At 70.6% G+C, this 20,439-nt stretch carries 31 protein-coding genes; 15 read left to right on the forward strand and 16 right to left on the reverse strand.

What is annotated here, in order from left to right; genetic code table 11:
* Nucleotides 1–45: 45 nt before the first annotated feature.
* A complete protein-coding gene (gene def, locus V1227_RS07610; protein WP_329791783.1) occupies nt 46–624 on the forward strand; it encodes a peptide deformylase in 579 nt (192 codons plus the stop codon).
* On the opposite strand, the gene V1227_RS07615 is transcribed toward def, so the two are convergent.
* The 3 genes from V1227_RS07615 to V1227_RS07625 form a co-directional block, all read right to left on the reverse strand.
* Complete coding sequence (locus V1227_RS07615) at nt 564–1,706, reverse strand: hypothetical protein (RefSeq protein WP_329791785.1); 1,143 nt, start codon at nt 1,704–1,706, stop codon at nt 564–566. The two genes, def and V1227_RS07615, sit on opposite strands and share 61 nt — an antisense overlap.
* Before the next feature lie 249 nt (nt 1,707–1,955).
* Nucleotides 1,956–2,207, reverse strand: a complete 252-nt coding sequence (locus tag V1227_RS07620) for a hypothetical protein (protein WP_329791786.1) — start codon at nt 2,205–2,207, stop codon at nt 1,956–1,958.
* Nucleotides 2,208–2,238: 31 nt separating this feature from the next.
* Nucleotides 2,239–3,507: an ArgE/DapE family deacylase gene (locus V1227_RS07625; RefSeq protein WP_329791787.1), complete on the reverse strand. Its 1,269-nt coding sequence runs from the start codon at nt 3,505–3,507 to the stop codon at nt 2,239–2,241.
* A gap of 123 nt (nt 3,508–3,630) precedes the next feature.
* Here V1227_RS07625 and V1227_RS07630 point away from each other — a divergent pair, with 123 nt between their 5' ends.
* Complete coding sequence (locus V1227_RS07630; RefSeq protein WP_329791789.1) at nt 3,631–4,068, forward strand: Lrp/AsnC family transcriptional regulator; 438 nt, start codon at nt 3,631–3,633, stop codon at nt 4,066–4,068.
* Nucleotides 4,069–4,163: 95 nt separating this feature from the next.
* The gene (locus V1227_RS07635; RefSeq protein WP_329791790.1) at nt 4,164–4,472 is read left to right on the forward strand and encodes a hypothetical protein; all 309 of its coding nucleotides are present in this window, start codon (nt 4,164–4,166) and stop codon (nt 4,470–4,472) included.
* Here V1227_RS07635 and V1227_RS07640 read toward each other — a convergent pair whose 3' ends face one another.
* A complete protein-coding gene (locus V1227_RS07640) occupies nt 4,473–5,042 on the reverse strand; it encodes a TetR/AcrR family transcriptional regulator (protein WP_329791791.1) in 570 nt (189 codons plus the stop codon).
* 67 nt (nt 5,043–5,109) lie between these two features.
* Here V1227_RS07640 and V1227_RS07645 point away from each other — a divergent pair, with 67 nt between their 5' ends.
* Nucleotides 5,110–5,601, forward strand: coding sequence for an FBP domain-containing protein (locus V1227_RS07645; RefSeq protein WP_236224376.1), 492 nt, complete (start codon nt 5,110–5,112; stop codon nt 5,599–5,601).
* A gap of 3 nt (nt 5,602–5,604) precedes the next feature.
* Here V1227_RS07645 and V1227_RS07650 read toward each other — a convergent pair whose 3' ends face one another.
* The 7 genes from V1227_RS07650 to V1227_RS07680 form a co-directional block, all read right to left on the reverse strand.
* Entirely contained in the window at nt 5,605–5,781 is a 177-nt protein-coding gene (locus V1227_RS07650) for a hypothetical protein (RefSeq protein ID WP_329791792.1), read from the reverse strand.
* Between the two features lie 176 nt (nt 5,782–5,957).
* Nucleotides 5,958–6,410, reverse strand: a complete 453-nt coding sequence (locus tag V1227_RS07655) for an SRPBCC family protein (protein WP_329791793.1) — start codon at nt 6,408–6,410, stop codon at nt 5,958–5,960.
* Entirely contained in the window at nt 6,407–6,748 is a 342-nt protein-coding gene (locus V1227_RS07660; protein WP_236224373.1) for an ArsR/SmtB family transcription factor, read from the reverse strand. Before V1227_RS07660 ends, V1227_RS07655 begins: the two co-directional genes overlap by 4 nt.
* The gene (locus V1227_RS07665; protein ID WP_329791794.1) at nt 6,745–7,209 is read right to left on the reverse strand and encodes an SRPBCC domain-containing protein; all 465 of its coding nucleotides are present in this window, start codon (nt 7,207–7,209) and stop codon (nt 6,745–6,747) included. The genes V1227_RS07660 and V1227_RS07665 overlap by 4 nt, the downstream gene beginning before the upstream one ends.
* Nucleotides 7,210–7,281: 72 nt before the next feature.
* The gene (locus V1227_RS07670; RefSeq protein ID WP_329791795.1) at nt 7,282–7,413 is read right to left on the reverse strand and encodes a DUF397 domain-containing protein; all 132 of its coding nucleotides are present in this window, start codon (nt 7,411–7,413) and stop codon (nt 7,282–7,284) included.
* Nucleotides 7,414–7,429: 16 nt separating this feature from the next.
* A complete protein-coding gene (locus V1227_RS07675) occupies nt 7,430–8,275 on the reverse strand; it encodes a Scr1 family TA system antitoxin-like transcriptional regulator (protein WP_329791796.1) in 846 nt (281 codons plus the stop codon).
* A 114-nt stretch (nt 8,276–8,389) separates the two neighbouring features.
* Nucleotides 8,390–8,968: a TetR/AcrR family transcriptional regulator gene (locus tag V1227_RS07680; protein WP_329791797.1), complete on the reverse strand. Its 579-nt coding sequence runs from the start codon at nt 8,966–8,968 to the stop codon at nt 8,390–8,392.
* Between the two features lie 93 nt (nt 8,969–9,061).
* Between V1227_RS07680 and V1227_RS07685 the strand changes: the two genes are divergently transcribed.
* A complete protein-coding gene (locus tag V1227_RS07685; RefSeq protein WP_329791798.1) occupies nt 9,062–10,093 on the forward strand; it encodes an NAD(P)-dependent alcohol dehydrogenase in 1,032 nt (343 codons plus the stop codon).
* Nucleotides 10,094–10,169: 76 nt separating this feature from the next.
* Here the strand turns inward: V1227_RS07685 and V1227_RS07690 are convergent, their stop codons facing one another.
* Together V1227_RS07690 and V1227_RS07695 are read right to left on the reverse strand one after the other, a co-directional pair.
* The gene (locus tag V1227_RS07690; RefSeq protein WP_329791799.1) at nt 10,170–10,802 is read right to left on the reverse strand and encodes a cyclase family protein; all 633 of its coding nucleotides are present in this window, start codon (nt 10,800–10,802) and stop codon (nt 10,170–10,172) included.
* Nucleotides 10,803–10,917: 115 nt separating this feature from the next.
* Nucleotides 10,918–11,877, reverse strand: a complete 960-nt coding sequence (locus V1227_RS07695; RefSeq protein ID WP_329791800.1) for a helix-turn-helix transcriptional regulator — start codon at nt 11,875–11,877, stop codon at nt 10,918–10,920.
* Between the two features lie 86 nt (nt 11,878–11,963).
* Between V1227_RS07695 and V1227_RS07700 the strand changes: the two genes are divergently transcribed.
* The 4 genes from V1227_RS07700 (at nt 11,964) to V1227_RS07715 (ending at nt 14,073) form a co-directional block, all read left to right on the forward strand.
* Complete coding sequence (locus tag V1227_RS07700; protein ID WP_329791801.1) at nt 11,964–12,371, forward strand: VOC family protein; 408 nt, start codon at nt 11,964–11,966, stop codon at nt 12,369–12,371.
* Between the two features lie 146 nt (nt 12,372–12,517).
* Nucleotides 12,518–12,889, forward strand: a complete 372-nt coding sequence (locus V1227_RS07705; RefSeq protein WP_329791802.1) for a hypothetical protein — start codon at nt 12,518–12,520, stop codon at nt 12,887–12,889.
* 54 nt (nt 12,890–12,943) lie between these two features.
* The gene (locus V1227_RS07710; RefSeq protein ID WP_329791803.1) at nt 12,944–13,540 is read left to right on the forward strand and encodes a DsbA family protein; all 597 of its coding nucleotides are present in this window, start codon (nt 12,944–12,946) and stop codon (nt 13,538–13,540) included.
* Nucleotides 13,537–14,073 carry a vitamin K epoxide reductase family protein gene (locus V1227_RS07715; protein WP_329791804.1) on the forward strand — a complete coding sequence of 179 codons (537 nt, stop codon included), beginning with the start codon at nt 13,537–13,539 and terminating at the stop codon, nt 14,071–14,073. The genes V1227_RS07710 and V1227_RS07715 overlap by 4 nt, the downstream gene beginning before the upstream one ends.
* On the opposite strand, the gene V1227_RS07720 is transcribed toward V1227_RS07715, so the two are convergent.
* Nucleotides 14,070–14,912 (reverse strand): helix-turn-helix transcriptional regulator, encoded by an 843-nt coding sequence (locus V1227_RS07720; RefSeq protein ID WP_329791805.1) that lies wholly within the window; start codon nt 14,910–14,912, stop codon nt 14,070–14,072. The two genes, V1227_RS07715 and V1227_RS07720, sit on opposite strands and share 4 nt — an antisense overlap.
* Nucleotides 14,913–14,998: 86 nt before the next feature.
* On the opposite strand from V1227_RS07720, the gene V1227_RS07725 reads away from it, so the two are divergent.
* On the forward strand, nt 14,999–15,775 hold the full coding sequence (locus V1227_RS07725; RefSeq protein WP_329791806.1) for an SDR family NAD(P)-dependent oxidoreductase: 777 nt from the start codon (nt 14,999–15,001) through the stop codon (nt 15,773–15,775).
* A 1-nt stretch (nt 15,776) separates the two neighbouring features.
* Here V1227_RS07725 and V1227_RS07730 read toward each other — a convergent pair whose 3' ends face one another.
* Both V1227_RS07730 and V1227_RS07735 read right to left on the reverse strand, forming a co-directional pair.
* The gene (locus tag V1227_RS07730; RefSeq protein ID WP_090100957.1) at nt 15,777–16,319 is read right to left on the reverse strand and encodes an HAD-IA family hydrolase; all 543 of its coding nucleotides are present in this window, start codon (nt 16,317–16,319) and stop codon (nt 15,777–15,779) included.
* Nucleotides 16,316–17,053: a DeoR/GlpR family DNA-binding transcription regulator gene (locus V1227_RS07735; protein ID WP_329791807.1), complete on the reverse strand. Its 738-nt coding sequence runs from the start codon at nt 17,051–17,053 to the stop codon at nt 16,316–16,318. Before V1227_RS07735 ends, V1227_RS07730 begins: the two co-directional genes overlap by 4 nt.
* Before the next feature lie 73 nt (nt 17,054–17,126).
* Here V1227_RS07735 and V1227_RS07740 point away from each other — a divergent pair, with 73 nt between their 5' ends.
* The 5 genes from V1227_RS07740 to V1227_RS07760 all read left to right on the forward strand — a co-directional run bounded on the left by V1227_RS07740 (nt 17,127) and on the right by V1227_RS07760 (nt 20,424).
* A complete protein-coding gene (locus V1227_RS07740; RefSeq protein ID WP_329791808.1) occupies nt 17,127–18,290 on the forward strand; it encodes an MFS transporter in 1,164 nt (387 codons plus the stop codon).
* 10 nt (nt 18,291–18,300) lie between these two features.
* Nucleotides 18,301–18,987, forward strand: a complete 687-nt coding sequence (locus V1227_RS07745; protein ID WP_329791809.1) for an RraA family protein — start codon at nt 18,301–18,303, stop codon at nt 18,985–18,987.
* 119 nt (nt 18,988–19,106) lie between these two features.
* A complete protein-coding gene (locus V1227_RS07750; protein WP_329791810.1) occupies nt 19,107–19,559 on the forward strand; it encodes a TIGR03086 family protein in 453 nt (150 codons plus the stop codon).
* A gap of 50 nt (nt 19,560–19,609) precedes the next feature.
* Nucleotides 19,610–20,008: a VOC family protein gene (locus V1227_RS07755; protein WP_329791811.1), complete on the forward strand. Its 399-nt coding sequence runs from the start codon at nt 19,610–19,612 to the stop codon at nt 20,006–20,008.
* Between the two features lie 5 nt (nt 20,009–20,013).
* Nucleotides 20,014–20,424 carry a YciI family protein gene (locus tag V1227_RS07760; protein ID WP_329793977.1) on the forward strand — a complete coding sequence of 137 codons (411 nt, stop codon included), beginning with the start codon at nt 20,014–20,016 and terminating at the stop codon, nt 20,422–20,424.
* Nucleotides 20,425–20,439: the final 15 nt, after the last annotated feature.

The following is a 20,439-nucleotide window of genomic DNA, read 5'->3' on the forward strand; positions in this document are numbered from 1 at the left end:
CACCACCCTACCCGTTGCTTTGCAAAGACTGCTACTTTGCAAAGCATGTCTTCCCGAGGTACCCCGCTCCGCATCACCGTCGTGGGCGAGGAGGTCCTGCACCGCCGCTGCCGCGAGGTCACCGAGTTCGGCACGCCCGAGCTCTCCCGCCTCATCGACGACATGTTCGCCACCAACCACGTCGCCGAGGGCGCCGCCATCGCCGCGAACCAGGTCGGCGTCGACCTGCAGCTGTTCGTGTGGGACATGACCGACGAGTGGGGCGTCCACCACACCGGCCACATCCTCAACCCGGTGCTCGACGACCTGCCCGCCGACCGCCGCCGCCTGCTCGAAGAGCCGGAGGGGTGCCTGTCGGTGCCCGGCCCGTACCGCGTGGTCGCCCGCCCCGACCGCGCCGTCGTGCGAGGCCGCGACAAGGACGGCACCCCGATCGTCGTCGAGGGCAGAGGCTATTTCGCCCGCTGCCTGCAACACGAGACCGACCACCTGCACGGCCGCCTCTACCTCGACCGCCTCACACAGCGCGAACGCAAGTCGGTGCTGCGCGAGATGGCCGCCGTTCAGGACGAGGTCTTCGCCCGCCGAGCCGCCCGCAGTTCCTCCGCGGCCTCGTCGAGCTGACGTTCCGCGCGCTCGGCACGCGTCAACGTCTGAGCGCGCGCGTCCTCGACGACCGCGAGCGTTTGCCGTACCGCGGCGACCTGGTCGGCGCCTTCCTGCCTGACCTGCACCAGCCGCGCCTCGAACTCCCGTCGTGACCGCTCCAACTCGGCACGTGCGTCGGCGGCGGCCTGCTCGGCCCGTTCCGCCCGCACCACCGCCTGGTCGCGCGCCTTCGCGGCCCGGCTCACGGTCTCCGCCGCCTCGGCCCGAGCCCGTTCGGTGGCTTCGGCCGCCTGAGCGACCTCACTGCGTGCCCGCTCCGTGCTCTCGTGGGCCTCGGCTCGCACCCGTTCGACCTCGGCACGGGCTTCCGCCCGTGCTCGCTCGACCTCGGCCTGCGCCTCGGAGCGGGCCTGTTCGATCTCCTTGGCAGCCTGTCGCCGGGCCTGCTCGGCGTGCTTCACCGCGTCGGCCTTCGCCTGCTCGGCCTCGGCCCTGACCTCCTCGATCAGCGCCGCCGCCTGCGCCCTGACCTCGGCGATCTCCGCCTCGGCCCGTTCCCCGGCGGCCCGCGCGGCCTGCAGAGCCTCGTCCCGCTCGGTCACCGCGGTGTCCACGGCGTCATCGGCCTCTTCCGCCGCGCGCACCGCCTGCTCCGTGGTCTCCTCGGCCACCTTGCGCGCCTGCTCGGCCTCACGCCGGCGCCGTTCCGCGGAGGCCACCTCGGCCTGGGCCTCCGCCACCTTCCTCGCCGCCTCCGCCTCAGCGGCCTGGACCATGCTCTCGGCCACGCTCGGGTCCGCCATCGCGTTCAGCTCGCCGACGGCCCTCCCGAGTGTCTGCGTCATCTGCTCGGACAGCACCCGGAACCGGTCGAGGAGCTCTTCGGCCCTGATCTTGGCGGTACCGGAGACCCTGGGGAGATTCGTCACGGTGACGACCTCCAGGTTTTGCTCGGGCGCTTCCGCGAGCCTCTGCCGCTCCCTCCACGCGCGCCACCGGGTGTGCTCGGGCAGGTCGCAGTACTCCGACGGCCTGCCGGGGCCTCCACCTCGGAAAACAGGGCGTTCACAGCCGGGGAAGTTGCAGCTCGTCTCCACGGCGATATCGTAGCAGAATTACGTGTTCAATAACGTTAAGTAACGCAACGCTACTCAATGGGGCGGGAAAAGTCTGGCCGCCGATAAGTGAACGTTATCGGCGGCCAGTATTCCGGACGGATTGCGTGCATCGCGCGTTGGTGCCGCGCTCCGCAGCACAACTGCGGAGCGCGGCACCAAGTGGTGGCTACCGGTGCGACACCGCACCCCGGAAGACACCGGCGTGGTCAGCGAGCTCGATCATCAGCATCAACAAGCCGCGACGCCGAGCACGAGCCCGACCGCAGCCATCCCCCTCGGGTCCCGGACGAACGGCATCTCGCCGTTGACCAGGTAACCGATGTACGGAATCGCGATGGGCGCGACGAGAACCGTCGCGACAACATCCCTCACTCCGAGCCTCATCGATCTCACCTCCTTCCACCGCTCCCTCTTCACCGGCCGTCCGGCGGCAGGCAGGTGCGCAGTGCTCCTCGTCGCCAGGACCAAGACACCGCTCACCAGGGCAGGAGGGCGTTGTCGACGGTGCGTGTCAGCGGGTGCCGACCGCGCGGAGGGTGGCGAGGACCAGGGACCGGGTGACCGTGACGACCTCGCTGACGGAAACCTGCTCCTGGGGACTGTGGGCCACCCGCACGTCGCCCGGCCCGTACTGGAGGGTGGGGATGCCCTCCCCCGCGTACAGCCGCAGATCGCTGCCGTAGGGAGCGCCCTGCTCGGAGGGGCGTCCGGTGCCGGTGACGTCGGCGTGCGCCTCACCCACCAGGGCGGCCAGAGGATGCCCCGCCGGGAGCCGCCCGCTGGCGAACTGACCACCGGGCCACGTCACGACGGCCGGGTGCGCCCGCAGCCAGGGGTCCGTGGCGCAGGCCTCGGCCACGCACGCTTCGAGCTCGGCCCGTGCGCGAGCTGGGTCCTCCCCCAGTGCCACGCCCAGCCGTCCTTCGACCACCAGCAGGTCGGGCACGGTGCTGGCCCAGTCACCGGCCCGGACCGTGCCGATCGACAGCGGGTACGGGATCTCCCAGGCCGACATCAGCGGGTCGGTGTCGGCGTTGCGACGCGTCTCCAGCCGGGACAGCGCCTGGTGGATGGGCAGGTAGGCGTCGATGGCGCTGACCCCGGCGTAGCGGGTGCTGCCGTGGGTGGCCTGGCCCGCGACCTCGATGCGGAACGTCAGGGCGCCGGCGTTGGCGACCATGAGCGCGCCGCTGGTCGGTTCGGCGATGATGCAGGCGTCGCCGGTGTGCCCGCGCCGCAGCGTGCCGAACGCCCCGAGCCCGCCGTCCTCCTCGCTGACGACGAAATGGGCCGCGACCTGGCCGTTCAGCCTCGTGCCCGCTGCTCGGACCGCGCTCAACGCGGCGAGGATCGCCACCACGCCGGCCTTCATGTCGCACGCGCCCCGGCCGTGCACGACATCGCCGTCCACCCGTGGGCGGAACGGGTCGCCCTTCCACTGCGCGAGGTCACCGGGCGGCACGACGTCGACGTGTCCCTGCAGGACCAGCGATGGACCGTCGCCCTGCGTCCGGGTGCCTGCGACCAGGCCCCACGCCTCGGTCCGCGCAGCCTCGCCACCGGGGAAGTCCGGGTGCGACCGCAGGGCGGGCAGGTCCATCGACCACAGGTCGACGTCCAGGTCCAGCCGCTCCAGGTGCCCGGCCAGCACGTGCTGCAACTCGGACTCCGCGGCGGTGCCCGTCACGCTCGGCACCTCGAGCAGGTCCAGCAGGAGCCGGCCGATCGCCGCCTCGTCCACCACGGCCAGCGCCGCCGCCTCGACATCGTTGATCCTCACGAGCCGGAGGTTAGGGTCGGGCGGGCAGCGCAAACAATCCGCAAAACCCGCTTTAAACAGCGGTTTCTTGCAAATTTGGAGGGCCTCTGGCGCTTCTTTGCGCGAGAACGGACGCTCTTGCTCATGGACGTCATCGACGAAGCGATCATCCGGTGCGTAGTGCGCGACGCCCGCGCCACCTACGCCGAGATCGGCAAGGCGGCCGGGCTGTCCCCGTCCGCCGCCAAGCGACGACTCGACCGCCTCGTGGCCACCGGCGCGATCCGCGGGTTCAGCGCGGTGGTCGACCCGCAGGCGGTGGCCTGGCACACCGAGGCGTTCGTGGAGATCTACTGCACGGGCAACCCGACCCCGGCCGCGCTGCGCAAGGCGCTCGACGACATCCCGGAGGTCATCGACGCGTGTACTGTCTCCGGCGCGGCCGACGCGATGCTCTACATGCTGGCCAAGGACATCCCGCACCTGGAACAGGCGATCCAACGGGTGCGTTCGACCGCTCTCGTCCAACGGACCGAGAGCGCCATCGTGCTGTCACGGCTGCTCACGAGGCCACGTCTCTAGCGGCTCAGACGCAGGTTCGCCTCGTCCGCGGCGTCGGTCATCCTCTGCAGGAACGTCGCCACGACCTCGAGCTCCTCGGCGACGCCGCGTGGTGCGTGACCCCGATGGGCGGTGGCGGCGCCTCGCTCGCCCTGGTCAGCGGCTACGTCCTGGCCGCCTGCCTCTCGACGACCGAGGGACTCGCGGGCTACGAGAAGTGGATGCGGCCCCTGGTCGGCGACGTCCAGGACTTCCCGAGCTGGATGGTGCCGTTCGCCTACCCGCGCACGCGGCTCGGCCTGGGCCTGACCCGCGTGGTCAACAAGGTGATGACCTCACGGCTGCTCGCCCCGCTGACCGAGAGGATGACCCAGGTCGCCGACACGGATCAGGCGCTGCCGCCGATCGCGGCGGCGCACCACTGATCAAGGGGCGGGCCACGCCCTGAGCACGGAGTCGAGCGCGTCGAGGGTTCGCGTCCACGACGCCTCGACCCCGCGCGGATGGCTGTGGAACGCCCCGGCCCGCTCCAGCGACACGTACCCGTGGAAGGTGCTGTGCAGCAGCCGCACGGCGTCGGTCTGGTCAGGTTCCCACAGGTCGTAGCCCCGCAGGAGCGCGCGGGTCAGCTCGGCGTGCCGGCCCGCGGCACTGGTCGCGGCCGTGTCCGGGTCCAGCGCCATCTGGGTCGCGGTGTAGCGGCCGGGGTGTTCGCGGGCGTAGGCGCGGTAGGCGCTGGCGAACGCGACGAGGGCGTCCTTGCCGGAACGGCCGCCGATCGCCGCGGCGACGCGGTCGGCCAGTTCGGCGAGCGCGAGGACGGCCAGGCGGACCCGCAGGTCGTGGGCGTTGCGGATGTGCGAGTACAGCGAGGCGTCCTTCACGCCGAAGTGGCGGGCCAGGGCGGACACCGTGACGTTCTCGAAGCCGACCTCGTCCGCCAGGTCCGCCGCCGCCTGCGTCAGGCGGTCCGCGGTGAGCCCCGCACGTGCCATCCGTCACTGCTCCTAGGGTCCTTAATAATTTGCCTAGGACCTCTAGGCAAGCCTAGCGTCCCGGGACGTGAAGCCGCTGACCGAACTCGAGATCCGCGCGTCCTTCGTCAATTCCACCAAGGGCGAGGCGAAGCGCATGCACGTGCCCAGGGATCTGGGTGACCGGCCGTGGGACGACCTGGACTTCCTCGGCTGGACCGACCCCGCGGCGCCGGACCGCTCGTACCTCGTGGCCGAGCTGGACGGCAGGCTCGTCGGCATCGCGCTGCGGCGGGCCGCTCAGGCGGGGCGGGCGCGCAAGACGTTGTGCGCGTGGTGCCTGACCACGCACTCCGGGGACGGGGTGTCGCTGATGACCGCGCGCAAGGCCGGGAAGTCCGGGCAACTGGGCAACTCGGTCGGCGCCTACGTGTGCGCCGACCTGGCGTGCTCGCTCTACCTGCGCGGCAAGAAGAGCGCGGGCCCCGGCTCGCGGTTCAAGGAGGCGATCACGCTCGGCGAGCAGGTCGAGCGGATGCTGGCCGGCGTGAACGCGTTCGTCGAGCGGGTGTGCTCGTAGGCGTCAGAGTTCGAGGACCAGCTCGGCGCTGCACGCGCGGGCGCACGGCCACGGGTCGCCGCACTCGGTGCAGCCGCTGGTGGCGGGCAGGTGCGTGTCGAGCACCTGGACCGCTCTGATCCGGTAACGCTCCAGGTCCGACTCCCAGTTGTGGCGGGAGCCCGCGGTCGCACTGGTCATGGTCATCAGTCCTCGGGTCGAGGGTTTTGCCGCACACAAGGATGCACCCGAATCCGGTCGTTCGGGTGGCAATCAGGCGATTCCCGACCATCGGAGGGTATGGCGTTCGACAGCACGCCCGTTGAGCTGCGAGGGGATGCGCGCGCCATCGACGGCACGCACATCCCCTCGGCGTGTCACCACGGATCGGGCAGGCCCCGTCCCGTCGTGATCAGGCTGTGCAGGCTGCCGTTGACGTAGTGCAGCCACGCCGTCGAACACGCGCCGAAGCACTCGACGTCCGGCACCAGACCGACGTGCGTGAACCTCAGCCCGGTGCCATCACCGGCGGGAACGATGTCGAACACGACCTCGCTGCCGGTCCACTCCGCCGGCTCCGCGACGAACGACAGCCGGCTGTCGGTGACCAGCCACACCACCCGCCGGCCCGGCTCCAGCTCGGTGACGCGCTGACGGCTGTAGTGCTGCGGCGGGTGCCGGTAGGTGAACTCGGCGCCCACCTCGTCGGTGCGTCCCTCGACCTCGCCGGTCCACCAGGCGCGCACGTCCAGGACGGCCGCGCAGACCTCGTCCGTCGACTGCTCGACCACGTACGACGTGGTGTAGCCCCGTTCGACCCCTGTCGTCACGACGACTCCTTCTCGCGCTGGATCCGCTCGGCGATGCGCTTGATCCGCTGCAACCGGGCGTCCCAGGTCGCCCCGACCGCGGACAGCTGCGCCACCGCCCGCGCGAGCTGCGCCTCGTCGACCTCGTAACGGCGTTCGCGCCCGGCAGCGGTCGCGTGCACCAGGCCGACGCGGTCCAGCACGCCGAGGTGCTTCGCGACGGCCTGCCGCGTGACCGGGAGCCGATCGCTCAACGTCGTCGCGGTGCCTCCACCGTCGCTGAGCAGCAGGTCGAGCATCCGGCGACGGGTCGGGTCACCCACCGCGGACCACAGCTCGTCGTCGATCGCCGTGCTCACGAGCGCGCGACCAGACTCGTGGCGCGGGCGACCAGGCGCGGCAGGAAGTGGTTCCAGCCCTGGAGGTGGTCGTTGTACGCCTGCTCCAGCACGGCGGCCTCCCAGCCGCGCTCGCGGAAGCCGGTCTCCCTGAACTTGAGCAGCGTGCCCCCGCCCGACGGCTCCAGGTCGATCGTGACGAGCAGCGAGTTGTCCGGCGCCGCCGTCTCACCCCGGTCGTAGACCCAGCGGAACGCGAACCTGCGGGGCGGGTCGGCCTCCACGACGGTGAGCTGCTCGACCTTCGCCTCCGGCGAGGCCGGGTCACCGAACGTGATCGTGCCCGTGCCGCCGACGACCGCGTCGAACTCGGCCTCGTCGGGCCACCACTCGCGCAGGTGCTCGGGCGAGCTGACCACCTCGTAGACGACCTCGGGGCTGGCGTCGATGCGCAGCTCGCGTTCGATGCTCCCGTGCTCCATGCGTGCTCCCGTGACTCGAAGTGCAACCCTTGGTTGCGCATCAAGTTAGCCCATGGAGCCGCGACATGCAACTCATGGTTGCACGTTGACGGTCCTGACCAGTCGCAGGAACGACGCCCACTGGTGGGCCGCGAGCGGCAGCTCGACCGAGGGCGACTTGCTGTCCCGCAGGCCGACGCCCCGGCCCACCTCCACGCAGTTCATGTCGGGCGTGCTGTAGCTACTCTTCCGCCACCTGGTCACCACAAGCCTCCTCACCGATGATGTCGGTGATCAGCTTTCTCGTTTGCGCCTCGTCCAACGCCGTCCGTCCGAGTGACTTCAGCACGTCCTCGTACAGACCCACCGAGGGCTGGTCCTCCAGGAAGACCGTCGCTCCCTGGCTCTCGACGTAGACGATCGGCGGGATCTTCTTGAAGGTCAGCATGTCGAAGGAGCCCGCGAGCCCGTCGTGCGGCCCGGCCGCAGTGGGAACCACGCGCAGCGTCAGGTAGGGACGCACGGACATCCGCAGCAAGTGGTGGAACTGGTCCGCCATCACGTCCGGACCTCCCACGGGCAGGCGGAGGGCCTGTTCGTGGAGGTAGATCGTGACGATTCGGCCGCCATCGAGCGCCGTCCTCTGCCGAGCCATCCGATTGCTGATCACGACCGCCCGCTCGTCTTTCGACAACCGGCTCGATGCGTTGACCAGATGAGTGGTGTAGTCAGGTGCCTGGAGAAGGCCGTGCACGACATTCATCGACCACCCAGTCACACCCGTTGCGATTTTCTCGTGTTCCCGCAGTGTGCGCGCTCGGTCCGTAAGGCCCGATTTCGTGGGTTGTAGCCAATCGCGGACGTTCGTGTCGTGGTGCAGGGCCATCAGGTGGTCGAACTCAGCCGGTGGCGTGCGCAGGAGGCCCAGCAGTTTGGCCAGGTCGAGGTCGCTGACGCCTTCCTTGCCGTTGACCAGTTCCGAGACTTTGGCTTCCTGCCAGCCGAGCAGATCAGCGGCGGCTCGGTTGGTCAGGTCGGACGCCCGCAGCAGCGCCCGTATCGCGTCGCCGAACTCGCGGCCGCGCACCGTTGATCTCCGCAAAGGCATGGCGGAAAAGGTAGAGCCGCATTTCCGTTTGGCTCCACCCATTCCGCGCAGGACAACCTGAAAGCATGCTCTTTGGCGGTCTTCCAAACTTTCCTACGGCGCCACGGCGCGCCGCACGGTGTCGCGCAGGAAGTCGCGGCGGCGTTCGTGGACCTCGGGGTCCTCGTCGGCCGTGGCGGCGTAGACGTTGCTGACCGGGGACCACGCCATCGACATCGCGATCACCACGGCCATCACGTCGAACGGGTCGCCGGCGCGGACCAGCCCCGCCTCCTGCGCATCGGCGATCGCGCGCAGCTTCTCCTGGTCGATGCGGTCGGCGACGAGGTGGCCGGTCGGGCGGCGTTCGAGGCGGTTCCACGTCGCCAGCCGGATCAGGTCGGGCCGGTCGAGGTACTCGTCGTAGAGGCGCACGGCCCAGCCGGCGAGATCGGTGGCGTCGATGGGGACGACGTTGACGATCCGTTCCAGCGACCCCAGGAAGATCGCGTCGAAGAGGCCGTCCTTGTTGCCGAAGTAGGCGTAGAGCTGGGCTTTGTTGGTGCGGGCTGCCGCGACGACCCGTTCGATGCGGGCTCCGGCGATGCCGTGTTCGGCGAACTCGCGGGTCGCGACGTCGATGATGCGCTGCCGGGTGGCCTCGCCCCGGGCGGTCAGCTGCTGGTCAGCCATGGGTCGCACTCTACCGACAGAACAGTCGGTTTACTTTTCCGCCGACGCGGCCTAGCCTCGAAATAGACCGAACAGTCTGTTTGAAGGAGCGTCATGCGCAGCACCACCGGTTGGCAGGCCCACGACGGCACCCTGCAGAAGGAGCCGATCTCGCGGCGTGACCTGCGGTCCGACGACATCGCGGTCCGGGTCGACTTCTGCGGCGTCTGCCACACCGACCTGCACGGCCTCAAGGCCCACGACGGCGAAAGCCCGCTCGTCCCCGGCCACGAGTTCACCGGCGTCGTCACCGAGGTCGGCCCGGACGTGACCGCGTTCCGGGTCGGCGACGCCGTCGCCGTGGGCAACATCGTCGACTCCTGCGGGGCGTGTTCGATGTGCGCGGCGGGGCAGGAGAACTTCTGCCGTGAGTTCCCCACGCTCACCTACGGCGGCAAAGATCGCCACGACGGAACGACGACGTTGGGCGGCTTCTCCCGTGAGTACGTCGTCCGCGACAGGTTCGCCTACCCCCTGCCCTCCGGCCTGGACCCGGCGGCCGCGGCGCCGCTGATGTGCGCGGGAGTCACCGTGTGGGAGCCGCTGCGTGCACTGGGCGTGGGCCCGGGGATGCGCGTGGCGGTGGCCGGCCTGGGCGGGCTCGGGCACCTCGCGGTGAAGTTTGCCGTGGCGCTCGGTGCCGAGGTGTCGGTCGTGAGCCGGTCCGCCGATCGCGCGGAGGACGTCGTGCGGCTCGGTGCGCGCGATGTCGTCGTCTCCAGCGATCCGGAGAGCGTGCAGGCGTCGCGTGACCGGTTCGACGTCCTGATCGACACCATCCCCGTTGCGCACGGCCTCGCCCCGTACCTCGCGCTGGTGGCGATGGACGGGACGCTGAGCCAGGTCGGATACCTCGGCGGCATCACCGTGGAGGCGATGGCCCTGCTCGTCGGCCGCAAGAAGCTGACCTCCGGCGGCAGCGGCGGTGTCCCCGCCACCACCGCGATGCTGGAGTTCTGCGCCGCCCACGGGATCACCGCCGACGTCGAGGTGCTGCCGTCCGCCCGCGTGAGCGAGGCCTTGGACCGGCTCGAACGCGGTGACGTGCGCTACCGGTTCGTGCTGGACATGTCCGACCTCGGCTGACCAGCCCGCGCGTCGTGCAGGCCTTGGGTCCTTGAACGCACTCCGAAGCCGCGCTCACCTGGTCCGCGATCACGGCTCACTCGTTCACGATGGCAATCGCCCGTACCGGCATGGTGCCCATTCCAACAACTGGCATCGGCAAAGCCGTGAACCGGGCGCCGCGTGCAGGCACCTGCTCCAGGTTCGTCAGATGCTCGACAATGGGAATACCCGCGCGCAACAGCCCTTGGTGCGCCGGCCGACTCGGATCAGTGGCGTCATCGATGTTGAGAGAGTCGATACCGACCAACGCGGGCTCGACGGCGATCAACGCGTCGACAACATCTGACGTGAGGAACGGATGTCCGTCCTGGTAGGTGTCAGTACCCCAATGACGGGACCAGCCGGTGTGGAACAGCACCGCGAATCCCTTCATCTCCGGGAGGATCGGATCACCGGGCTGCACCACGACGACAGGCACATCCGCAACTCGTTCCAGTGGAAGACCTGCCGTGTCGTAGCCGTCCTGGTGGTAGTGCAACGGCGTGTCCAGGTAAGTTCCGGTGTTTGCGATCAGCTCGATTTGCCCGATCTCGAACGACACGCCAGGCGCCATACGGGCAGCGGTTTCCTCGCGGCTCACGTAAGTCGTGACACCCGGTGTTTTCATGCCACGTATCGTCGTCATCCCGTGATGAATGGGATGGCTGAGATCAATGATGCGACGCATGGGCACAGTATGAAGTGCTCTCTGACGGCAGCGTTCAGCCGGTCCACCAAAAACTAAAGCAGCCAAGTTTCAAGGCAGCCCCTGACGGACACGAGCGGAATCGTCACCGCGTGCATCAGGCCGTGGTGCGCCGTGCCGACTCCGCCAGCCGCTCGGCGAGCGCGGCCACCAGGTCTCGCAGCTCCTCCGGCCGCTCGACCACGAACGGCAGGTCCAGCGCCGCGAGCACACCGGGCACCCAGTCGAGCCGCTCCACCCTCAGCTCGACCCGCGACCACGGCCCGTCCTCCTCCACGACCGCGACGCTCGCGGGCAGCCGGGTGCGGATCTGCTCGGCACTCCCGCGGATCCGCAGCACCACCTCGTGCCGGTACGGCGCGGTGGCGAGCCCGGTCAGGAGGCGCTGCGCCGGGTCGAGGCCGTCCGGCGGGTCGAACGTGCCCGGCAGCGTCCTGGCGTGCGCGACGCGGTCGAGCCGGAACGTCCTGTCCTCGCCGATCGCGGGATCGGTGCCGGTCACGTACCACCGCCCCGAGTGGGCGACGAGGCCGTGCGGGTGCAGCGTGCGTTCGCTCTGCCGGCCGTCGGCGGAGGTGTAGCGGACCGCGACAGGCCGGTGGTGGGTCACCGCGTCGGCGATCGCCAGCAGGACCGACGCGTCCGGGACCGCCGGCTCTCCGGCCGGGGCCGTGAAGGCGACCGAACCGAGCACGGCGTCGAGCCGGTGACGCAGCCGTGCGGGCAGCACGCGCCGGATCTTGGCCGTCGCCGTCTCGCTCGCCGAGTCCGTCATCAGGCCTGATCGGCGGCCCGCGACCAGGCCGAGCAGCACGGCGAGGGCTTCGTCGTCGGTCAGCATCAGCGGCGGCATCCGGTACCCGGCGGCGAGCCGGTAGCCGCCGTGGCGTCCCCGCACCGACTCGACGGGGACCTCGAGGTCGAGCAGGTGGCCGACGTAGCGCCGCACGGTCCGCTCGTCGACTCCCAGGCGGTCGGCGAGTTCGGCCACGGTTCGGACGCCTCCCGACTGCAGCAGTTCGAGCAGCGTCAGCACGCGAGCGATGGGCCGGGGCACGTCCTGAATTCTCCCTCGAATACCGGGCGGGTTCTGCCCGGTATTGCTCCTAGCGTGCGGTCATCAACCCATTCGAGGAGAGAACCGTGCACTTCGTCTCGATCCGCGTCATCACCGCCGACGTCGCCCGCCTCGTCGGCTTCTACGAACGCGCCACCGGCGTGGCGGCCGACTGGGCCACCGAGGACTTCGCCGAGATCAGGACCACCTCGGCCACCCTCGCGATCGGCAGCACCCGCACCGTCGGCCTGTTCGCGCCGGGCTGCGCCGAACCGGCCGCCAACCGCAGCGTGATCGTCGAGTTCCTGGTTGACGACGTGGACGCCGTGCACCGCGGCCTGGCGGAGTTCGCCGAGGTCGTCGCCGAGCCCGCGACCATGCCGTGGGGCAACCGGTCGCTGCTGGTCCGCGACCCCGACGGCACCCTGGTCAACTTCTTCACGCCGGTGACCCCGGCCGCTCTGGCGCGGCAGGGCTTGGCGTCCGTGGACTAGCGCGAACGTCCAAGGCGGGTCGCCGGGCAGGTCGGGCGTGAATGCCTGCGCCTCAACGGCTGTCCGGCGACCGCGAGCCCGTCCGATTCGCGCAGCTCCTCCCCCATCCGCGCGACCCTACTCGGGAGATCGCTACCCTGGTTCCCGTGTCCGGCCCCGGCAGCTCGCGAACCCGTGCGCACCTCGCACGCGTCCTCGCCGTGCTCGCCCTGGTGGCCGGAGTCGCGATGATGCAGGGCACCCCGTGCGAAACGGAGTTCGCCTGGACCGCCCAGTGCCCCACGTCGAGCACGCACGCGGTCGTCCACTCCGACCAAGCCGGCGAGGGCGGGCTGATCGAGGGCATCCTCGTCGCCGGTGCCTGCCTGGTGGTGGCGCTCGCGGTGCTCATCGGGTTCGCCGTGCTGCGCCGGACCGGGTCGTTCCGGGTGCTGTGGCAGCGCCTTCCCGACGCACTGTCCTCTCCTTCACGGCGGCTGGAAGTGCGGCTGTCGCAGCTCTGCGTGCTGCGGGCCTAGGCCGAACCCGTTCTGCGGTTCGGTCCTGCCAGCCTTCGTGGAGGTTTCCCAGTCATGTCCAAGAACGCCCGGTTGTCCCTGATCATCGTCGGTGTCGTGGCGGTGGTGGTCGCCGGTTTCTTCCTGTTCGGCCGCAACGACACCACAGCGGCGCCGCAGTCCGCCGGCGGCAAGGTGACGGTTGTCGAGTACCTCGACCTCGAGTGCCCGTCGTGCCGGGCCGCGCATCCCGGGGTCGAGCGGTTGAAGAGCGAGTACGGCGAGCGCGTCACGTTCGACGTGCGGCACTTCCCCATTCCCAGCCACCGCAACTCCGAGCTGGCCGCCGTCGCGGTCGAGGCGGCGGGGGCGCAGGGCAAGCGGGACGACATGTTCCGGATGATGTTCGACGCGCAGCAGGAGTGGGCCGGGCAGCAGACGTCGCAGCGCGCGGTGTTCACCGGGTTCGCGCAGGAGCTCGGGCTCGACGCCGCGGCGTTCGAGAAGGCTCTGGACGACCCGGCGCTGCGGGAGCGCGTTCTCGCCCAGCGGTCGGAGGGCGCGAAGGCCGGGGTGCAGGGCACGCCGACGTTCTTCGTCAACGGCACCAAGTTCACCGGGGCGCCGAGCTACGACAACCTGAAGGCCGCCATCGAGAAGGTGATGCCGTGAACCGGGTCGTCGCGTGGGTGCTCGCGGTCGGCGGGGCGGTCGGCTTCGTCGCCTCCCTCGTGCTGACGATCGAGAAGATCGCGCTGCTCAAGAACCCGTTCTACGTGCCGACGTGCAGCATCAACCCGGTGCTGAGCTGCGGCTCGATCATGAAGACAGCGCAGGCCGAGCTGTTCGGGTTCCCGAACCCGCTGCTCGGCATCGCGGGCTTCGCGGTGGTGACGACGCTCGGCGTGCTGCTGCTCGCGGGCGTCGAGCTGCCGTCGTGGGTGTGGATCGGGCTGCAGGTCGGCGCCACGGCCGGGGTGGCGTTCGTGCACTGGCTGATCGTCGAGTCGCTGTACGTGATCGGCGCGCTGTGCCCGTACTGCATGGTCGTGTGGGTCGTGACGATCCCGATCTTCTGGTACACGACGCTGCGCAACATCAAGCCGACGTTCCAGTACCACAGCGTCGTGCTGCTGCTGTGGTACCTGCTGATCGCGGCCGCGGTGCTGCAGGCGTTCTGGTTCTACTTCTCGTCACTGGTCTAGACGCGGGCCCCTGGGCCGAGGACGCCGAGCAACGCGAGCGCCTCGGCATCAGGGGATCCCTGCGGCGCGCTGTAGAGCACGAGGTGCTGGTCGCGGTCGGTGAGGGCGAGCGAGTCGCAGTCGACGGTGACCTCGCCGACGACCGGGTGGCGGAAGGCCTTGCGGAGCGTGGGCGCGGCCTGCACGTCGTTGCGCTCCCAGAGGCGGGCGAAGTCGGGGCTGCCGGTGCGCAGTTCCTCGACCAGACCGCTCACCTCGGGGTCGGACGGGTAGCGCGCGGCGGTGGCGCGCAGCTGCATGACGACGTGCAGGCGGAACTCGGCCGCGTCGGAGATCCCGTAGAGCGGGGTGCCGGCCGGTACCGGTCCGAGGAACGCGCGGCGGGCGAGGTTGCGGTCGCGCGAGCTGACCTCGGCGAAGTCCTCCATCAGGGCGGCCGCGAGGTCGTTCCACGCGAGCACCTCGAACACCGCCGACGTCACGAACCCGGCCGTCTGCGGCAGCCGTTCCAGCAGCGCGAGGATGCTCGGGCGCACGTCACGGCGGTGCGTGCGGGTGCGGATCGGCGCGGTGCCCGCCAGCAGGTGCAGGTGGTCGGACTCGGCGTCGGTGAGCTTCAACGCGCCCGCGATCCCGGCCAGCACGTCACCGGACGGCCACGGCGCCCTGCCCTGCTCCAACCGCACGTAGTACTCGGTGGAGATGTGCGCGAGCACCGCGACCTCCTCGCGGCGCAGGCCCGGTGTGCGGCGGCGCGGTCCGGACGGCAGGCCGACGTCCTCCGGGCGGAGCCGCTCGCGGCGGCTGCGGAGGAACTCCCCGAGCTCCTGTTTGCTCATACCCCGAGTCTGCCCTCCGAACGGCCGCGGATCCTGGTACAGCCTGTACCTGAATGCGGTGCGGCGAACGCGGTGACATGGGTGCCATGACCAACGACATCGCACCCATCGGACTGCTGACCGGCAAGGTCGTCTTCATCACCGGCGCCAGCCGCGGCATCGGGGAGGCCGCGGCCAGGCTCTTCGCCGCCGAAGGAGCCTCGGTCGTGCTCGCCGCCCGCGGCAAGGCCGCCTTGGACAAGATCGTCGGCGAGATCCGCACCGACGGCGGCGTCGCGGACGCCGTCGAGCTCGACCTCGCCGACCGGGCGAGCGTCCGCGCCGCCGTCGGCCGGGTGGAGGAGCTGCACGGACGGCTCGACGGCGCGTTCAACAACGGCGCGGCGATCCAGCAGCCCGGCCCGCTCGACACCACCAGCGACGACGACATCGACCTGCAGTTCGCCGTGAACTTCCGGTCGCACTGGACCGCGATGAACGCCGAGGCCGCGCTCATGCGCCGCGGCGGTGGCGGCGCGATCGTCAACACCTCGAGCATCGGCAGCCGCCGCGCCAACCCCGTTCTGCCCGCCTACGGCGCCATGAAGCGGGCGCTCAACAGCATCACCGAGTCGGCCGCCGTCACGTGGGCCCGCGAGGGCATCCGGGTCAACGGCATCACCCCCGGCGGCACCGACACGCAGATGATCGAGGAGTGGGAGGCCGCGACCCCCGGGGTCGTCGGGCACATCACGGCCACGACGCCGCTCGGGCGCATGGCCGAACCCCGCGAGGTCGCCGAGGTCGCCGCGTGGCTGCTCAGCGACCGCGCGTCGATGGTGAGCGGCGCGATCGTGCCGGTGGACGGCGCCGCCGGCGCGTGAGTCAGGGGTGCGCGGCGAGGAGCGTGCGCAGGCCGTCGATCCCGGTGAAGTGGTGGCCTCGCATGCCGACCAGTTCGGCGGCGCGCACGTTCTCGAGCCGGTCGTCGACGAACAGGATGTCGTCGTCGCCGAGCCGGTCGCGGCACCACTCGAAGGCGCCGCGCTCCGGCTTGGCGTGGCCGATGCGGCACGAGAACGCGCAGACCTCGAACAGGTCGAGCCACGCGTGCGTGCGTTCGAAGTTGCGTGCGAGGTCCTCGGGGATGTTCGACAGCAACGCGATGCGCCTGCCCGCGTTGGACAGCTCGTGCAGCAGGGCGACCATCTCGTAGTCGACGCGGCTCCAGCTGGCGACGTCCTGCTCCACCAGCGGCGGGTGGCCGACGCGCTCCCAGTACTCCTGTGCGGTGACGTCGCCGCGGTCGTAGGCGGGGCGGTGCGCCCAGTAGGCGTCCCAGAACTCCGGCGCGGTGCTCATCTCGCGCATGACCTCGGGCGACTGGTCGCGGGCGATCACGCCGAACATGTCGAACAGCACGATCATGCCGTCACCACCGGAACACCCGCGGCCGTCAGTCCCGCGTCGCCCTCGGCGTCGGTCACCACGGCGTCCAGGGCGGACACCGGCGCGACGAACGCCAGCGCGGTGCGGGTCAGCTTCGAGGCGTCGACCGCGGCGATCACGCGCCGGGCCGAGGCGATGGCGGTGCGCTTCACCGAGGCGTCCTCCAGGTCGAAGGCGGTCAGGCCGTGTTCGGCGGACAGGCCGCAACAGCCGATCACAGCCGTGTCGAAGCGCAGGGCCTGCAGCGAGGCCAGGGTCAGCGGGCCGGTCAGCGCGAGCTCGCCGGGCCGGGGACGGCCGCCGGGCAGGAGCAGCGTGAGCATGGCCGACGACGACAGCGCGTTCACGGCGTGCAGCGACAACGGCATGACGGTGAGCCGTCGGTCGTGCAGCAGCCGGGCCACCTCCAGGCAGGTGGTGCCGCTGTCGAGCACGACGGACTCGCCGTCGGCGATCAGGCCGGCGACGGTGGCGGCGATGCGGCGCTTGGCGTCCATGTTCTCGTCGGCGCGGAGCGCGAACGGGGGCTCCTCGCCGCGCAGCAGCAGGCTGCGCGCGCCGCCCCGGTAGCGTTCGAGGACGCCCTGGGCCGCGAGGACCTCCAGGTCGCGGCGGATGGTCATCTCGGAGGCGCCGGTGAGCGACGCGAGCTCCGCGACGCCGAGGGAGCCGGCGTCGCGGACCGCCTCGGAGATCTGCTTCAGTCGGGACACGATCGCGATTGAACAACAGTGACGTTCGAAACTCAACCTTTCGAACATTCGACGCGTTCGTTAGCGTGAGCGTGTGAACGCTCTCAGGGCCGCGCGGGCCGCCACCTTCACCTACTTCGCCCTCAACGGGTTCCTGCTCGGGCTCTGGCTCGTGCACATCCCGACGGTCGAGGACCGCACCGGCATCACCCACGCGGAGCTCGGCCGGCTGTTGCTGCTGCTCGGGCTGGGCGCGTTCCTCGGCATGCGCGCGGGCGGCAAGGTGACCGACCGCATCGGCGTGAAGCTGATGGTGCCGATCGCCGGTGTCGTGTGCAGCGTGACGGCGTTCCTGCCCGGCGTCGCCGTCAACCAGTGGACGCTCGGTGCGGCACTGCTCATCTTCGGCTTCGGCAACGGCCTGATCGACGTCACCATGAACGCGCACGCCGTCGTCGTGGAACGGCACTACCGGCGTCCGGTCATGTCGGCCTTCCACGCCACCTGGTCCCTGGGCGGTGTGGCCGCGGCGCTGACCGGCGCACGCACGCTGAGCTGGGAGCTCTCCCCCGGCACCACCCTCGGCGCCGCCGCGGTGCTCGGTGTCGTCGTCAGCCTGGTGACCGCGAGGTTCCTGCTCGACGAGAAGGAGGAGCAGCACGCCGCCGCCGAGCAGACCGGCAAGCGCAAGGTGCCGCGCAAGATCTGGGTCATGGCGGTGCTGGCCCTGCTGGTGATGCTCAGCGAGGGCGCCGCGAACGACTGGAGCGTGCTGCACCTGCAGGACGTCCTGGACGCCTCGCCGCAGATCGCGGCCCTCGCCTACGGCGCGTTCGCCACGACGATGACCATCGGCCGCCTGCTCGCGGACCGCGTCACCGCGAAGATCGGCCCGATGGCGGTGCTGCGCTGGGGTTCGGTGATCGGTGCCGCCGGCATCGCGACCGCCGCGCTCTCGCCGTGGATCTGGCTCGCGCTGGTGGGCTGGGCGATCGCGGGCATCGGCCTGTCGGGCACCGTGCCGCAGCTGTTCAGCGCGGCGGGCCACTACGAACCGGGTGCCGCGGCGGCCAACGTCTCCCGCGTCGCCGGGCTCGGCTACCTCGGCGTGCTGGCCGGACCGGCGGTGATCGGCTGGCTGACCCACGTCGTGCCGCTCAACATCGCGTTCCTGCTCCCGGTCGCGCTGTGCCTGGTCGCCGCGCTGTCCGCAGGCGTTTTGCGCGCCGAACCCTCCGAGGAGAAGGTCTCGGCGTGACAATGCCCGCATGGATCTCTCCGAGACGGATCTCACCGCGCTGGACCTCACCACCGCGCACCTGGCCGATGCCTGCATCCGGGCGGACATCCCGGTCCGCACGGTCAGCCTGAAACCGGTCATCCCCGGCACCAGGACCTCCGGCCGCGTCCTGCCCGCCCGGCACGCGGGCAGCGTCGACGTCTTCCTCGAGGCCGTCGAGCGCGCTCAGCCCGGCGACGTGCTCGTCGTCGACAACGACGGCCGGACCGACGAGGCCTGCGTGGGTGACCTGATCGTGCTCGAAGCACAGCAGGCGGGCCTCGCGGGCGTCGTCATCTGGGGCCTGCACCGCGACACCCAGGACATCCGCGCGATCGGGCTGCCGGTGTTCAGCCTCGGCGCCAACCCGACCGGCCCGCTGAGCCTGCGCGACCGCGCCCCCGAGGCCCTCTCGACGGCCGAGGTCGACCAGTGGACCGTTACGTCCGACGACGTGGTGTTCGGCGACGACGACGGCGTGCTGTTCGTGCCCGCCGCGGACGCCGCCGCGCTGATCGAGAAAGCGCGCGGCATCCGTGACGTCGAACGAGCGCAGGCCGAGCGCGTGCGGCAGGGTGAGTCCCTGCGCAGCCAGCTGAGGTTCACCGACTACCTGGCGAGCGGGCTCACGTTCCGCGAGCACCTGCGCAAGATCGGCGGCGCGGTCGAGGAGTGAGCAACATGATCGCGGACAGGTACGCGGCCCGTGCCGACGCCTTCGAGGCCAAGGTCGCGCGGGTGCGGGACGACCAGTGGGACAACCCGTCGCCGTGCGCGAAGTGAACCGCGCGCGGGGTGGTCCACCACGTCATCGACATGCACGGCGTGATGCTCGGTGTCGCCATCCCACGCACCGGCAGCCCGCTGGACGACTTCCGCGAGGCCCGGCGGCAGGTCTACGCCGCCCTGACCTCGGACCGCGCTTCTTCGGAGGTCTCCACGCCCGCCGGGCCGATGACGCTCGAGGACCACATCGACCAGGTCGTGAGCGACGACCTGGTCCTGCACGGCTGGGACCTCGCCCGCGCCACCGGCCAGGACGAGACCATCCCGCCCGCCGACGTGCGGCGCCTCTGGGCGACGGCGACCTCCGTGCCGCCCGAGCTGATGGAACGCTTCCGCACCCCCGGCGCGTTCGGTCCCGGCATCGAGGTCTACGGCGCCGAGGTCCCGGCGCCCGCCGACGCTCCGCTGCAGGACAGGCTGCTCGGGTATGTGGGCAGGGACCCCGTGTCGAAAAAGTTCTGAGCACTTCGACGGCTGTTCGGAAGGCCACCGCTCGAGAGGAGCTCAGCAACATGGACTGGACCCTGGAAGTCGTCGTCGTGCCCGTGTCCGACGTGGACCGGGCGAAGCACTTCTACGCCGAGCAGCTCGGCTTCACCGTCGACCACGACACGGCGTTCGGCGAGGACACCCGCGTCGTCCAGCTCACGCCGCCCGGATCGGCCTGCTCGATCGTGATGGGCCGCGGCATCGCGAAGGGCGAACCCGGCTCGCTCAAGGGCGTGCAACTCGTCGTCTCCGACCTGGAGAAGGCCCGCGCGCAGCTGCTCGAACGCGGCGTCGAGGTGGGCGAGATCGTGCGCATGAACGACATGGACGGAGGGTCGTTCGTCTTCTTCGACGACCCGGACGGCAACAGCTGGGCCGTGCAGGAGATCAAGGCCCGCGCGGCCGGTGGGGAGTGGAAGTGAAGTACATGCTGGTCAGCTACGGCGGCAGCCAGGAGGACTGGGAGGGTCTCGCCGCCTGGTCCGACGAGGACATGCACCGCATGATCGCCTACATGCGCGACCTGGACGCCGAGCTGCGCGCATCCGGCGAGCTGCTGCAGTCCGAGGGGCTGAGCGGCCCGGCGCGGGCGTTCGTGGTGCGCGGCAGCGACTCCGGACCGGTCGTGGTGGACGGGCCGTTCGCGGAGTCCAAGGAGGTCATCGCCGGGTACTGGGTCGTGGACGTCGTCAGCCGCGAGCGGGTGCTGGAGATCGCGCAGAAGTGCTCGGCCTGTCCCGGGCCGGGTGGCAGGGTGCTGAACCAGCCGATCGAGGTGCACCCGGTCATGGGAGCGCCGGACGTGGACGCCCAGACGCTGGCGCCGTACCAGCGGTGAGCGGTGAGGGGCCGG

It is taken from the genome of Lentzea sp. DG1S-22 (assembly GCF_036321065.1).
In the GTDB taxonomy this organism is placed as follows: domain Bacteria; phylum Actinomycetota; class Actinomycetes; order Mycobacteriales; family Pseudonocardiaceae; genus Lentzea; species Lentzea jiangxiensis.